The sequence below is a fragment of the Microbacterium soli genome (assembly GCF_039539005.1).
Classification (GTDB): domain Bacteria; phylum Actinomycetota; class Actinomycetes; order Actinomycetales; family Microbacteriaceae; genus Microbacterium; species Microbacterium soli.
The window spans coordinates 883,378-897,657 of the sequence record NZ_BAABCP010000001.1; the positions used below are offsets into that span (position 1 = coordinate 883,378).

The 14,280-nt window shown below is 69.0% G+C and carries 9 protein-coding genes and 1 pseudogene; 4 read left to right on the forward strand and 6 right to left on the reverse strand.

Annotated features, from left to right (window positions below):
- Positions 1–31 precede the first annotated feature (31 nt).
- The 4 genes from ABD770_RS04095 to ABD770_RS04110 form a co-directional block, all read right to left on the reverse strand.
- Positions 32–1,798 (reverse strand): ABC transporter permease subunit, encoded by a 1,767-nt coding sequence (locus tag ABD770_RS04095; protein ID WP_344818235.1) that lies wholly within the window; start codon positions 1,796–1,798, stop codon positions 32–34.
- Positions 1,798–2,952, reverse strand: a complete 1,155-nt coding sequence (locus ABD770_RS04100) for an ABC transporter ATP-binding protein (RefSeq protein WP_344818236.1) — start codon at positions 2,950–2,952, stop codon at positions 1,798–1,800. Before ABD770_RS04100 ends, ABD770_RS04095 begins: the two co-directional genes overlap by 1 nt.
- A gap of 3 nt (positions 2,953–2,955) precedes the next feature.
- Positions 2,956–4,062 (reverse strand): extracellular solute-binding protein, encoded by a 1,107-nt coding sequence (locus tag ABD770_RS04105; protein ID WP_344818237.1) that lies wholly within the window; start codon positions 4,060–4,062, stop codon positions 2,956–2,958.
- 96 nt (positions 4,063–4,158) lie between these two features.
- Positions 4,159–5,838: a thiamine pyrophosphate-binding protein gene (locus ABD770_RS04110; protein WP_344818238.1), complete on the reverse strand. Its 1,680-nt coding sequence runs from the start codon at positions 5,836–5,838 to the stop codon at positions 4,159–4,161.
- Positions 5,839–6,297: 459 nt separating this feature from the next.
- Here ABD770_RS04110 and ABD770_RS04115 point away from each other — a divergent pair, with 459 nt between their 5' ends.
- From ABD770_RS04115 to hrpB, 3 genes are all read left to right on the forward strand, one after another.
- The gene (locus ABD770_RS04115) at positions 6,298–6,726 is read left to right on the forward strand and encodes a MarR family winged helix-turn-helix transcriptional regulator (RefSeq protein ID WP_344818239.1); all 429 of its coding nucleotides are present in this window, start codon (positions 6,298–6,300) and stop codon (positions 6,724–6,726) included.
- Positions 6,727–6,804: 78 nt separating this feature from the next.
- Positions 6,805–8,397, forward strand: coding sequence for an SPFH domain-containing protein (locus ABD770_RS04120; protein WP_344818240.1), 1,593 nt, complete (start codon positions 6,805–6,807; stop codon positions 8,395–8,397).
- A gap of 126 nt (positions 8,398–8,523) precedes the next feature.
- Positions 8,524–11,070: an ATP-dependent helicase HrpB gene (gene hrpB, locus ABD770_RS04125; RefSeq protein ID WP_344818241.1), complete on the forward strand. Its 2,547-nt coding sequence runs from the start codon at positions 8,524–8,526 to the stop codon at positions 11,068–11,070.
- Between the two features lie 466 nt (positions 11,071–11,536).
- On the opposite strand, the pseudogene ABD770_RS04130 reads toward hrpB, so the two are convergent.
- Positions 11,537–12,346 (reverse strand): annotated as a pseudogene (locus tag ABD770_RS04130) (MFS transporter); the annotation flags it as partial.
- Positions 12,347–12,426: 80 nt separating this feature from the next.
- Here ABD770_RS04130 and ABD770_RS04135 point away from each other — a divergent pair.
- Complete coding sequence (locus ABD770_RS04135; protein ID WP_344818242.1) at positions 12,427–12,774, forward strand: ArsR/SmtB family transcription factor; 348 nt, start codon at positions 12,427–12,429, stop codon at positions 12,772–12,774.
- On the opposite strand, the gene ABD770_RS04140 is transcribed toward ABD770_RS04135, so the two are convergent.
- A complete protein-coding gene (locus tag ABD770_RS04140; RefSeq protein WP_344818243.1) occupies positions 12,761–14,272 on the reverse strand; it encodes an L-serine ammonia-lyase, iron-sulfur-dependent, subunit alpha in 1,512 nt (503 codons plus the stop codon). The two genes, ABD770_RS04135 and ABD770_RS04140, sit on opposite strands and share 14 nt — an antisense overlap.
- Between the last annotated feature and the right edge of the window lie 8 nt (positions 14,273–14,280).

A 14,280-nucleotide genomic window follows, 5' to 3' on the forward strand; every position in this document is an offset into this window, starting at 1 on the left:
ATGGGACGGCACGGCACGGCGCCGCCCTGCTTCAGCGTCCACGTTCACCTCCGGTGATCGTCTCCAAGGATGCTGTGCGTGATCGGCTCACGAACACGAGCGCAGCCACGAGCACGATCGCCGCGACGATGATGGACAGCGTCCCCACGACCGCCACGGTGGGATCGGACAGGACCACGATCGCCTCATAGACGCGCTTGGGCAGGACCGTCACGTCGATGCCGGATGCGAACACCGGAATGACGACTTCGTCGAACAGGGTGAGGAACCCGAAGAGCAGGGCGACGATGATCGATGGGGCGATGATCGGCAGGATGACCTTGCGCATGACACGGGACATACTCGCGCCCATACTGCGTGCCGCCCTCTCATACAGCGGATCGAGCGATTGCATCGCCGCCTGCGAGATGACGAAGGCGTAAGGTATGGCCGCGGTGGTCTCCACGAGGATCAGTCCGATCACCGTGTCGTACAGACCCACGTTGATCAGTGTGATGTAGAAGCCGACCGACACCACGACGACGGGGACGATCAGCGGGCTGAGCAGCAGAGGCACGCCGAGCATCCGCCACCCGCGCGTTCTCGATCGTTCCACACCGATGGCGGCGAGGGCCCCCAGGACCGTGGCCAGCACGGCGGCGACCGGTGCGACGATCATGGTCGTCCCGGCCGCGCCGAGCCAGTCCGGAGTGAAGAACTGCTCGTACCACTGCAGAGAGAACCCTTCGGGTGGGAAGACCATCGTCCGCGTCCCCGAGAACGATATCGGGATCGTGACGAGCTGCGGCACGAAGAGGAACAACTGGACCAGCGCGACGAAGCCCCACAGGATCCAGCGCTGGCTGGACAGCCGGGTCCAGTCGAGGATCCTCATGAGCCCGATGATCGGGCCCCAGCGGAGGCGTCCGAACCGGGGCGGCGAGGGTGTGTAGTTCCCGTCCCGCGCACGAATCCATCGGCTGCCCGGCGCCGTCACGAGGCGAAGGAGCCCGATGAGCAGGAAGATCGTCACGGTGAGCAGGAGCGCGAGTGCTGCGGCCGGTCCGCGTTCTCCCTGCCTGTTGAGCAGGTCGTTCACGACGGATGCCGTCATGGTCGCATCCTGACCGCCGAGGATGTCGGGGATGACGAAGGACCCCAACGCGACGACGAAGGCAAGCGTCGCGCCGACCTGCAGGCCGTTCCGCGTCTGTGGAAGATAGACCCGCCAGAACGCCTCCGCAGGCCCCGCACCCTGGGTGAGTGCCGCACGGGTGTTGCTGGTGTCGATCTGTCTCATCACCGCGACAAGCGGAAGGATGAAGAGCGGTGCGATGATCTGCACGAGTCCGAAGAGGAGCCCCGCCCACGTCTGCAGCAGGGACTGAACGTCGAAGCCCAGCCACCGCAGCGCCGTCGGTATCGGGCCGATCCGCCCCAGCAGCACCTGCCATCCGAACGTGCGGATGAGGACGCTGGTCATCCACGGCGCGATCACCCCGACCAGCATGACCGCCTGCAACCTGGGCGGTGCCCCCGCGATCACGTAGGCGACGGGGTAGCCGATCGCGATGGCGACGAGAGTCGCCGCGCCGGCGATCTCGATCGTTCGCAGCAGGGTCTGCAGATTCGTCGGGGAGAGCGCCGCCTCGATGTTCTGCAGACCGGGTGTCGGGTCCGTGAACGCCGTCACGAGCACCATGATGAGGGGCACGACGTACACGACGAGGAGGAAGACGATGGCCGGCAGCGCGAGGGCGCCGATCGCTCCCCCGTTCCCGGGTGCGCGCGCCACGCGCGCGTCGATTCGGTCCGTCATCACGGGCGCTCCGCGTCTTCGTTGAGGAACACCGAGGCGGAGTGCGCGGGGAAGGCCAACTCGACCTGTGCGCCGATCTCGTGGAACGAGTGGTCGAAACCGCTCTCCACGAGGATCATGGGCGTGCCGTCGGCGAGTCTGACGTGGTACCGCATGGTCGGTCCGGTGAAGACGTGGTCCTCGACGACGGCTTTCAGCCTGTTCCCGCCGCTGGTCCCATCCGTCCCGAGGCGGATCGCCTCGGGACGGACGGTGATGTTCACATCGTCGCCGACCTTCAGCTCAGCGGCCCGGCACCGCACGACGCTGCCGGCGCAGAGCACCTCCACCGCGTCCCGGTCGACGCCCGTCACCGTGCCCTGCAGCACGTTGTTGTCACCGACGAAGTTGGCAGCGAAGAGCGTCTTCGGGTTGCGGTAGATGTCCGCGGGCGTCCCGAGCTGCTCGATTCCTCCGTTGTTCATCACCGCGATCCGATCCGACATCGTGAACGCTTCGTCCTGGTCGTGGGTGACGTAGATCGTCGTGATGCCGAACTCGCGCTGCACGCGCCGGATCTCGTGCTGCAGATGGCCCCGGAGATTCCTGTCCAGCGCTCCGAGCGGTTCGTCCATCAGCAGAACCGACGGCCTCGAGATGAGCGCACGTGCCAGGGCGACCCGCTGCTGCTGCCCACCGGACAGCTGGGTCGGATAGTGATTCTCCCGGCCCTCGAGCTGCACCACGCCGAGCATCTGCTCCACTTCATCGCGGATCTGCGCGTTCGGAACGCGCCGCGTCTCCAACGGGAACGCCAGGTTCTCCCAGACCGTGAGATGCGGGAACAGCGCATAGTTCTGGAACACCACACCGACGCCGCGACGTTCGACGGGCACGCGGTCCAGCCGCACCCCGTCCAGTTCGATCGTCCCTTCATCGGGCGTGACGAACCCCGCGATCGCCATCATCGTCGTCGTCTTCCCCGATCCTGAGGGGCCGAGCAACGAGAAGAACTCTCCTGCTTCGATCTCGATGCTGACATCACGAGCAGCGAGGAGGCTTCCGTATCTCTTCGAAAAGCCACTGATCTTGAGATGCCCCTTCCGTCCGCGCGGCGCGGAGTCCGAGGCCACGACGGTCGGGAGAGCACCGGAGTCGGTGTGAGCGTTCTGCACGGATCAACCCTTCTGCAACCAGTCGGAAAAGCGCTTCTCCGCCTCGACGCCGTTCTCCGCCCACCAGTCGGCCGAGATGTGCAGAGCCTGCGAGTCGGTGACCTCTGACGCCGGCAGGTTCGCGGCCGTCTCCTCGTCGATGGCAGCCTGCGCCGCCTTTGTCGCCGGGGTGTACGACAGCGCCTCGGCGACGCGTGCCTGCACCTCGGGACTGGTCATGTAGTCGATCAAGGCGGAAGCGGCATCCAGGTCCTTCGCATGGCGGGGGATGCCGTAGTAGTTCACGTCGACGAGGTGCTCATTCCAGGTGTAGCCCACCGGAATGCCGTCCAACACGGCCTGCCGAACGCGGATGATGTTGAGGGGGCCGGCCACGATGTCCTGCTGGGACAGCTGATTGTTGATCGTGTTGATGTCGAGGAATACGGCATGAGGACGGATCTCGTCGAGCCGCTCGAAGATGAGATCCATGTCCATCGGATAGAGGTCGGCCGGCTCGATCCCCATGCCCAGCGCGGTGGCTTCGAAGGTCTTGTGGGCTTGGTTCAGAAAACCGCGCTTACCGGGGAACGCCTTGACATCCCAGAGGTCCTCCCACTTCTCCAGCGGATCGCCGAACACCGCGGTATTGCTCCAGAGCACGTCGCCGAACGCCCACATTCCGGCGCCTTTGGGGTGCTTGTAGGAAGGGTCGGCGTAGTCGGCAGCGCCCGGGATCTTGGAGTAGTCCAGGTCCTGGAGAAGGTCGTTCGCCAGGCAGAGCGCAAGCCCTGAGCTGTTCAGGATCAAGATGTTCCAGTCCGGGGACTCCGCCTCCACACCCGCCTGAATCGGGCCCACGGGCGGCGGCGAGTCACCGGTCATGACGACGGGAAACCCGGTTTCCTCAGTGAACGGGTCGAAGAAGTTCTTCTTGACCAGATCGTCGAATGTGCCCCCGAATCCGGCGTAGACGACTCGGCCTTTCGAGGTACCGCCTCCCGAGGCGGGACTGCATCCGACCAGCGACAGCCCCGCGGCGCCCCCGAGGACGGCCAGACCGGCCGCTGTGAGCAGACTACGGCGAGTGAGAACGGTGCTTTGCGCGAATGCGCGGTTCTGCATCTCCATGGGGATGCTCCTCTTCTCTTTCATCATTGAAACGGGTCGAGTTCCAGGTATTGCTCGAGACAGCCTCACGACTGCGCTCTGGTATGGGGACTGTGATTATGGATGGACCGTCTGCCGTACCCGGTCGCCGGCGAGCGGCCACCGGGCACTGGTGGTGACCGGGGGCTTCGTGACATTGGGCACCTCTATCAGGGCAGGTCCGGGCAGGAGGAGCTCCGCCTCGATCGCCGTGCCGAGTGTCTCCAGAGTCGCTCGCTGCGAGCGCATCCCGAACGCCTGTGCGAGCGTGACGAAGTCGGGGGTGCACAGCCCGGTGAGACCCTCCCGACTCCGATCGGCCGGGACGCCCTGCTCCAGCATCTTGTACGCCTCGTCATTGAAGACGATCACCTTCACCGGCAGGTTCCGCTCCACGAGACTCGCGAGATCTCCCACGGCGAAGAGGAAGCCGGCGTCGCCGACGACCACCACTGTCGGCTGACCACTGCCGTGCGCCACTCCGACGGATGCGGGCAAGGCGAAGCCCAGAGTCCCCCATCCCATCGGGAACATGAAGGTCCGGGGCTGCGAGCGCTCGAGATAGCCCGACGCCCAATACCCCATGAGCGTCATATCCGCCACGACCGGCACATGCGATGGCAGCGTCCTGTTGAGGGCGGCGACGACGTTCGCGGCGGCGGCTTCCTCACCGTCCTCGCGCAGCCGATTCGCGATGGCGGCGGACGTCGCCTTCGCAGCAGCCTCTGCGCTCGCCCGTCTCTCATCGGACGCCGGAGGGATCACCTCCAGGACGGACTCGATGAAGGAGCTCACCGTGGCCCGTACGGGGAAGTCGGGGATGGCGTTGAGGGTCAGCTGGGTCTCGTCGACATCGACTCGAAGGAGGGGCGGGGAGATGCTCAGACGCCAGTTCTGGGTGGTCTGGCCATCGAAGTCGGTTCCCAGTGCGATCACGAGATCCGCCGAGTTGAGCAGGTCGGCCACAGCCTGCTCCTGCGGCGGTGCCACGACCGCGAGAGGATTTCGGGCGTCCATCGTCGATCGAGCCATCATCGTCGAGACCACGGGTGCCGCCAGATGCTCGGCGAGGTCGGCCACGCGTGCGCCGATGCTGCCGGCACCAGCCCAGATGATGGGCTTTCGAGAGGACGACAGTGCCTCGACCGCCGCCTCGGGCAGGCGGAGGCGCGGCTTCACCGGGACGTACTCGCTCGCGGCGATCGAGTCCTCCGGCACGACTGCACCGAGCAGATCCGTCGGCAACTCGACGTAGACGGGGCCCGCCTGCGGGCGCAGGGCGTCCTTGATCGCGATACGGACCTGCGTGCCCGCATGGCCCGCGCGCTCAACGACGCTGACCGACTTGACCAGGGCGGTGAAGATCGAGGCCTGATCCGGGATCTCGTGAAGCGATCCTCTGCGCACGCCCGGTTGCGAGCTCTTCAGGGAGAGATGAGGGGTGGTGCTGATGTGGAGCACCGCCGACCCGGAGGTGAGGGCCTCACCGGTCGCCCCCGCCGTGTTCGCCGCACCGGGACCGCTCGTGGTGATGCAGACGCCGAGCTTCCCGGTTGCCCGGAAGTAGCCGTCCGCAGCGTACATGGCCGTCTGCTCGTGCCGCACCAGCACCCGATCGATGCCGGCCTCACCGAGCGCCCACCAGAGCGGCATGTTATGCACGCCCGGAATGATGAACACACGCGTCACTCCTGCGCGACTCAACTCATCAACGATCGCCTCGGCGACGGTGGGTGGGGTGGATGCGGACGGTCTCAAAGTGTGCTCGCCTTCAACTCTCCGACGTGTCCATATATAAAGACGCTGGGTCTGCTATATGAACTTTTGAGGAGACAATATCGAGAACGCGAGCAAGCGTCAAGCATCGTCTCCGAATTGAATTCGGTCTGGTGCAGGCATGGGTCGACTCCTCATCCCGACCCCCTGCCCCGAACCGCAGAAACCCCGCCAAAACGACGACTGCGCCGTCACGACCACAGGATCGACAGCACCGACCACAGGTGCGGGGTCGACGGACAGGCAGAACTCCGTGACCAAACCGTTGCATTCGTTACCTCGCCGTTATATACTCATCACACGGTGAATGTTTGCTGTGGCATACACCGCATGTGATTGCAGGACACTCTTGGTGCAAGGGACAAGGGCCGGTCGGAAGCCTCTCCGACCGGCCCGACTGCATGCGACCACGATGTCGGCGCCGACACTACGCTGAAGACCATGACCGATCGCCAGCTCGCCCTGCAGGCCTGGGAGAGCCTGTTCCGCGCGCAGCACGAACTCCTCGCGGCCATGTCCGCCGACTTCGCGGGCGCTCCGATCACGCAGGCCGAGTACGACGTGCTGCTGACGGTGGTGCGCGCACCGGGCATGACCACTCGCCTGCGCGACATCACGGCGAACTCGCTCATCAGCCAGCCCAGCGTCTCTCGGCTGGTCGATCGGATGGTCTCCCGTGGCCTCGTCGACAAGGCCACCGATCCCGACGACGGCCGCGGGGCCATCGTGACGGCGACGGATGCCGGTGCGCGTGCCTTCCGGGTCGTCGCGGCGACCCACGGCAGGTCGATCGCCGAACGGATGTCGGTGCTGGACGACGACGAGATGCGCACGCTTCTCGCACTGACCGAGAGGCTGCGCGGAAGCTGACCACGAACACCTCATCCGCCGCGTGATCTCTGGCAGGGTGGATGTGAACAACCTTCTGAGGGGAAAGGCAAGGTCACCATGGAGATCGCCGGAGTCATCGGCATCCTGATCGTCGTCGGCATCGCCGTCGTCGCCGTCGTCATCATCGGGCTCATCCTGCTGCTGTTCGCGCGCAGCTGGATCAAGGTCGCCCGGGCGGACGAGGCGCTGGTCATCTCGGGACGCAAGCAGAGAGTGCAGCGAGCAGTCCTCAATGCCGACGGCACCACCAGCTCCGAGCAGGCGGAATCGCCGGTGACGGTCATCGTCAACGGCAAGTCCCTCGTCAACCCGATCACGCAGCGGCACGAGGTGATCTCGCTGCGCTCGCGCCAGGTGTCGCTGAACGCCGAGGCCCAGTCGCTCGACAACGTGACCCTGAACGTCGACGGCGTGGCGATCGTGAAGATCGGCTCCGACCCCCTCTACGTGCGCCGTGCGGCCGAGCGCTTCGCCTCGCAGGACAAGGCCATCGAGCAGTTCACCACCGAACAGCTGGAGGGTGCGCTGCGAGGCATCGTCGCCACCCTGTCCGTCGTGGAGCTCATGCGCGAGCGCAAGAAGTTCTCCGAGCAGATCGCCGCGGACATCTCCCAGGAGCTCGCCGAGCAGGGCCTCATCCTCGACTCGTTCCAGATCAAGGGCATCACCGACAAGGTCGGCTACATCCAGTCGCTGGGTGCGCCGGAGATCCAGGCCAAGCGCCAGGCCGCCGAGATCGCCCAGACCAACGCCGACCGCGCGATCAACCAGAAGGACATCGCCAACCAGGAGGCGAACCTCATCGAGCAGACCGCGCTCGACACCAACACGGCCAACGCCGACGCGCGGATCGGCCGCGCTCGCGCCGAGGCCGAGCAGGCCGAGCAGCTGGCCCGTGCCCAGGCCGAGCAGGCCGTGCTGCAGCAGCAGGCGGAGAACAAGCAGGCTCAGCTGGATGCCGACGTCAAGCGCGTCGCCGACGCGCAGCGTTATGAGGCCGAGACCCGTGCTCAGGCCGACCTGTTCACGCGTGAGAAGTCGGCCGAGGCCGCCGCGATCGAGCAGGTCAAGCAGGCCGAGGCCCGCACCCGCATCGCCGAGCAGCAGGCCGAGGCCGACAAGGCCAGGGCAGCCGGTGAGGCTGCAGCGGCCGAGGCCAAGGCCACCGGTGAGGCCAACGCCCTGCGTGCCCGGGCCGAGGCCGAGGCCGAGGCCCGCCGTATGCGCGCCAACGCCGAGGCCGAGGCCATCCGTGCCGAGGGTGAGGCGCGAGCGGCGGCCGTCGAGGCCGAGGCCAAGGCCATCGCCTCGAATCAGGAGGCGTTCCTCTCGCAGCGCGTGCTCGAAGTGCTGCCGTCGATCATGTCGGAGTTCGCGAAGGGGTACGCCGCCATCGGCAGCGTCTCCATCGTCGGCGGCTCCGGCGAGGACGGCGCGTCCAGCGTGGTCGGGGGCGACAACGCCAAGGCCATGCGCGCCGTCTTCGACAGCGTCAACGCCGCCACCGGCTTGGATCTCGCCGCGATCATCCAGGGCCAGGCCGTCGGCCGCGGCTTCGGCGCGGGTGTCGCGCAGGGCGCCGACGCCGCCCCTGCCGCAACACCGCGCACATCTGCGCGGACCGCTGCACCGGAGACGCCGGCCGAGTGATCCCCATCGGAGGGGAGGCGTCATACGGCGCCTGCCCTCCGGCACCCGCTGCCGGATCCGTAGACTCGGAGCATGACCATGCCGAGCGCGCTCCCCGCTCCCGTGCGACGCCCCACCCTCTGAACGATGCCGGGCAGAGGATTCGATCTGGCGCGGATCGGCGACGGGCTGTCGTTCGCCGATGCCGTCGACGATGTCACCACGGCCCTCGACGCGAGCCGCGCCGTCGTCATCACCGCCCCGCCCGGCACCGGGAAGACCACGCTGGTGCCGCCCCTGCTGGCCTCCCGCACGGACGGACGGGTGATCGTGACCCAGCCGCGCCGCGTCGCCGCACGGGCCGCGGCGAGGCGCCTCGCCGCGCTGGACGGCACCCCCCTCGGGACACGGGCCGGCTTCACCGTCCGCGGCGAGCGACGGATGAGCGACGGGGCACGCGTCGAGTTCGTCACGGCGGGTGTGCTGCTGCGGCGGATGCTGCAGGACCCGGGCCTCGAGGGCGTCGATGCCGTCGTCATCGATGAGGTGCATGAACGCGCGCTGGAGACCGATCTGCTGATCGGGCTGCTCGGCGAGGTGCGCGAGCTGCGCGACGATCTGATGCTCGTCGCCATGTCCGCGACCCTCGACGCCGACAGGATCGCGCGGGTGCTCGGCGCCGACGACGCCCCCGCCCCCGTGGTCGAGCACGTCGTCCCGGCGTTCCCGCTCACCGAGCGCTGGGCGCCCGCGTCCTCACCCCGCCTCGACGAGCGCGGCGTCACCCGCGCCTTCCTGGACCACGTCGCCCGCGTCACCGCATCCGCCGCCGCAGACCTGCATCGGAGCGACCCGGCCGCCGATGTGCTCGTGTTCGCGCCGGGCGCACGCGAGGTCACCGGCATCGCTCATCGCATCCGGGACGCCGCGAGAGGATTCGACGTGCGGGAGCTGCACGGGCGGCTCCCCGCGCGCGAGCAGGACGCCGTGATCCGCGGTCGCCGGCCCGAGGATCCGCCCCGCATCATCGTCACCACCTCGCTGGCCGAGTCGTCCCTGACGGTCCCGGGCGTGCGCCTGGTCGTCGACAGCTGCCTCTCCCGGCATCCGCGGCGCGATGCCGCACGGGGCATGAGCGGGCTGGTCACCACGAGCACACCGCGGTCGTCGAGCATCCAGCGCGCCGGCCGCGCCACGAGGCAGGGTTCGGGAACCGTGATCCGCTGCGTCGACGAACGCGCGTACGCGGCGGCACCCTCCCGTCCGGATCCGGAGATCGCGGTGGCCGACCTGACCGACGCCGCACTGCTGCTGGCGTGCTGGGGCTCGCCCGGCGGCGCGGGTCTGCGCCTCATCGACCCGCTCCCGGCCGACGGCCTCGCCGAGGCGCTCGAGACCCTCACCGGTCTCGGCGCCATCGACGATGAGGGGAGGGCGACCGCCCATGGGCGCGCACTCGCCCAGATCCCCACGGACCCGCGTCTGGCTCGGGCGCTGCTCGACGGCGCCCCTCTGGTGGGGCCACGCCTCGCCGCGGAGGTGGTCGCCCTCATCGGTGGCGACCTCCGCGTCGGCGACGCCGATATCGCCGACGCGCTCATCGCCCTGCGCGGTCGTCGCGGACCGGATGCGCAGCGCTGGTCCCGAGACGTGGACCGGATGCTGCGCTTCACCCCGGACGCCGGAGCCGTGCGCGCCGGTGTCGACGACGTCGGCGCGGTGGTGGCCCTCGCCTTCCCCGAGCGCATCGCGCGTCGCGTGGACCGCTCGGCGGACGGGGCGACGTTCCTGCTCGCCTCCGGGACCCGTGCCGCCGTGCGGGGAGCACTGGCCGGCACCGAGTGGCTGGCCATCGCCGACGTCGCGCGCGCCACCGGCCGCGTCACTGCCGACTCCGGGGCGATCATCCGGTCCGCCGCCGCACTGACGGAGGAGCAGGCGATCCGCGCCGCCGCGCACCTGCTGACGGATCGGGTGGAGGCCGAGTTCGCCGGCGGCCGGGTCACCGCCCGCCGCGAGCGACGGATCGGGGCGATCGTGCTGTCCTCCGTCCCGCTGCGCGCCGACCGCGACACCGGCCGCGATGCCGTGCGGCGGGCGCTGCAGGATCAGGGGTTGAACATGCTGGTCTGGCCGGAGGCGGCTATCGACCTGCGCCGACGCCTCGCCCTGCTGCACCGGGAGTTGGGTGCGCCATGGCCGGATGTGTCGGATGCCGCGCTGCTGGCCGCCGCGGACGGCTGGCTGGCCCCGGAGATCGACGCCCTGGCATCCGGCACCCCCGCCGGGCGGCTGCAGCTGGCCCGGGCACTGCGCCGCCTGCTGCCCTGGCCGGAGGCCGCGCACCTCGACGATCTGGCGCCCGAGCGGCTCGAGGTGCCCAGCGGCAGCCGCATCCGCATCGCCTATCCCCCGTGGGACGACCCCGGTGCGAGGCCGGTCGTCGCCGTGAAGCTGCAGGAGTGCTTCGGCTGGGCCGAGACGCCGAGGCTGGCAGACGGACGCGTGCCGGTGTTGTTCCACCTGCTCTCCCCCGCCGGGCGCCCACTGGCGGTCACCGACGACCTGGCGTCGTTCTGGTCGGGCCCGTACGCGCAGGTGCGTGCCGAGATGCGCGGGAGGTATCCGAAGCATCCGTGGCCAGAGGATCCCTGGCAGGCCGCTCCGACCCGGCACACGAAGCGTCGCTCCTGAAGCCGGCTCCTCGGCGCCGGATGGTGCGATCGATCGCATCCGTGCTCGAGACACCGCCGTCGGCACCAGGTGAGAGGCGGCTCCCGGTGGACGGGCGGGCGATCAGCGCGACGCCGGAGAGAACGCTCACGAGGAGGCCGTAGCCGATGACCGTCGGGACGAGCCCGACGGTGGAGACGAACACCCCCGCGACCACCGCGGGGACGGAGAACGAAAGGTAGGCGATCACGTAGATCACCGAGAACAGGCCCGCGCGTTCGCCGTCGGACACAGCGGGGAGCACGAGGCGGAGCGCGCCCGCGTAGGAGACGCCGAAGCCCACACCGGTCACCGCCGTCACCGAGAAGTACAGCGGTGCGGAGCCGACGAGCACGGCGAGAAGGCTCGCCAGCGTCCCGATGGCCAGCGCGACGGCTCCGGCCGTCAGCAGAGTGCGCGCGCGCAGACGCCACAGCCCGACGATGCCGACCGTCGCGCACACGGCGAGCACGCCCACCGTGGCACCCTGCAGCGTGTGGCTGTGCACCCCGAAGACACCACGCGCGATGTGCGCGCCGAGCGAGATGAACAGCCCTCCGGTGCCCCAGGAGGCGATGATCGCCGGCGCGACGCGCAGCAGTACGCTCCGGGCTCCGACGGGGACGCGCAGCCGGGGAATCAGCGAGCGCACGACGCCGGGACGCCCGGCCGCGGTCTCCGGCAGCAGCCAGATCAGTACGGCGATGGCGAGGATCACGGCGATCAGGATGCCGAAGGTCAGCGCGAGAGCCTGCCGAGCCGCGTCCAGCAGGACCCCGCCGAACATCGTGCCGAGCGCGAGGCCCGCCGTCGGCCCCGCCGAGTTGGCCAGTGCGACATGTCCGACCAGGGCGGGTGGTGCGAGTTCAGCCATGTAGGTGCTCACCGTCGACATCACCAGCGCCGTCGCGACGCCCTGCAGGATGCGTGCGGCCAGGAGCGCGGTGAACGAGCCGCCCCAGCCGAACAGGCCGAGGCTGACGGCCAGCAGAGCGAGCCCCGCGAACGCCACAGGGCGACGGCCCAGGTGGTCGGACAGTGTGCCGGCCACGAGGAGTGTGACGAGCAGCCCTGCCGGGTACACGGCGAAGATGAGGGTGACGTGGACGACGCTCAGCCCCAGGGCGTCCTGGATCTGCGGGTAGAAGGGGGAGGATGCCGTGGAGCCGGCCATGACTGCCGCGATGGCGGCGACCGCGAGGAGGAATCCCGCAACGCTCCGTGCTGGTCGGTCGGCTCCGAACGCTGTTGCGGGCACGTCATCCCCTTATAGTTCTATGTTTATCGAACCATAAGAGAATGGCACAGTTCATCCATCAGTTCAACTATTATCGAACCGTGTCCGGTCCCATCATGCTGTCCCATCCGGAGCCCGAGGACTTCACGCTCTCCGCGGTGCTGAAGGCGCTCGGCGACCCGGAGCGCCTCGCGATCGTGGCGCAGCTCGTGGCGGGCCCGCAGGACATCGGCGAGTGCTTCCGGGAGAACCCCGCCGTGCCGAAGTCGACCCGTTCGCACCTCATGAAGGTGCTGCGGGAGGCGGGGATCATCCGCAACGAGCCCTCACCGTCCGGCCCCGGGCGGCGCGTCCGGCTGCGGCGCGATGACCTGCAGGCGCGCTTTCCCGGCCTGCTCGACTCCATCCTCGCGAACGTCGAGGACGGAGCGGTCTTCAGCACTCGATGACGTTGACCGCGAGGCCGCCCTCACTGGTCTCCTTGTACTTCGTGGACATGTCCGCGCCGGTCTGCCGCATCGTCTCGACGACGGCATCCAGCGACACGTAGTGCTCGCCGTCACCGCGCAGCGCGAGCCGTGCGGCCGTCACCGCGGTGGACGCCGCGACGGCGTTCCGTTCGATGCACGGGATCTGCACGAGCCCGCCGATGGGGTCGCAGGTCAGCCCCAGATGGTGCTCCATGGCGATCTCCGCGGCGTTCTCGATCTGCCGGGTCGTGCCGCCCATCACCGCCGTCAGGCCACCGGCGGCCATGGCGCACGCCGAGCCGACCTCCGCCTGGCACCCGCCCTCCGCGCCGGAGATCGACGCGTTGGCCTTGAACAGGGACCCCAGCGCGGTCGCCGTCAGTAGGAACCGACGGATGCCGCGGCGCCGGTTCGCCTCGATGGTCTGCTCGTCGTCGAGCTCCTCGGGTACCGGTCCGCCGGGCGACCCCTGCCCCCGATACTCACCGCCGAAGCCCAGCAGGGCGCTGCCGACGAGCTCACCGTGCGGGGTGACGGCGTTGCCCGCACCCAGCCCGGAGTCGGCGAGGAAGCGCCACCAGTACATGGCGACGGCCGGCAGGATCCCCGCGGCGCCATTGGTCGGCGCCGTGACCACTCGCCCCCCGGCGGCGTTCTCCTCGTTGACGGCGAGCGCGAACGCGCCCAACCACTCGCCGGGCAGCGACGGATGGCCGTCCGACTCCACCGCCTCGAGCTGCGCACGGATGTCGGAGGCCCGCCGTCTGACCTTGAGGACGCCCGGGAGCGTGCCCACGGCATGCAGACCCGCCTCCACGCAGGCCGCCATGGCGTCCCAGATCGCGTCCAGCCCGGCGGCCACCTCCTCCTCGCTGCGGATCGCGGTCTCGTTCATCCGCGCGACCTCCGCGATCGACAGGCCGTGCTCGTCGCACAGCGCGATCAGCGATGCCGCGTCGTCGTAGGGGAAGGGCTGCTCGGCCGAGGTGATGTGCGCCTCCTCGCAGTCACGGCGGATGAAGCCGCCGCCGATCGAGTAGTACGTCTGCTCCAGGAGCGGCGCCCCGTCCACGCCGAACGCCCGCAGCGTCATGGCGTTGGGGTGTCCGGGCAGCCGGGTGCGCGGTGCGAAGGAGATGTCGTCCTTGGCGAAGTCGATGGGATGCCGCCCGGCGAGGTTCAGCCGTTGTCCCTCCGGCCACTTCTGCCAGGCCGCGCGGACGTCATCCGGATCGCAGGTGTCCGGCAGCAGTCCCTGAAGCCCTGCGACCACCGCATCCGGCGTGCCATGGCCGAGCCCCGTCGCGCCGAGGGAGCCGAAGAGCTCGCACGTGGTGCGATGCACCCGCTCCAGCACGCCCTCCGCCTGCAGCCGCGCGGCGAAGTCCACTCCCGCCCGCATCGGCCCGACGGTGTGCGAGCTCGAGGGGCCCACTCCGATGGAGAACAGATCGAAGGCCGAGACGTACGCTGTCACGCCTCAAC

Excerpts from the sequence above, each read along its gene's own strand:
- ABD770_RS04095 (WP_344818235.1), bottom strand. The coding sequence starts at position 1,798 with ATGACGGACCGAATCGACGCGCGCGTGGCGCGCGCACCCGGGAACGGG.
- ABD770_RS04105 (WP_344818237.1), bottom strand. The coding sequence starts at position 4,062 with ATGGAGATGCAGAACCGCGCATTCGCGCAAAGCACCGTTCTCACTCGC.
- ABD770_RS04115 (WP_344818239.1), top strand. The coding sequence starts at position 6,298 with ATGACCGATCGCCAGCTCGCCCTGCAGGCCTGGGAGAGCCTGTTCCGC.
- ABD770_RS04120 (WP_344818240.1), top strand. The coding sequence starts at position 6,805 with ATGGAGATCGCCGGAGTCATCGGCATCCTGATCGTCGTCGGCATCGCC.
- hrpB (WP_344818241.1), top strand. The coding sequence starts at position 8,524 with ATGCCGGGCAGAGGATTCGATCTGGCGCGGATCGGCGACGGGCTGTCG.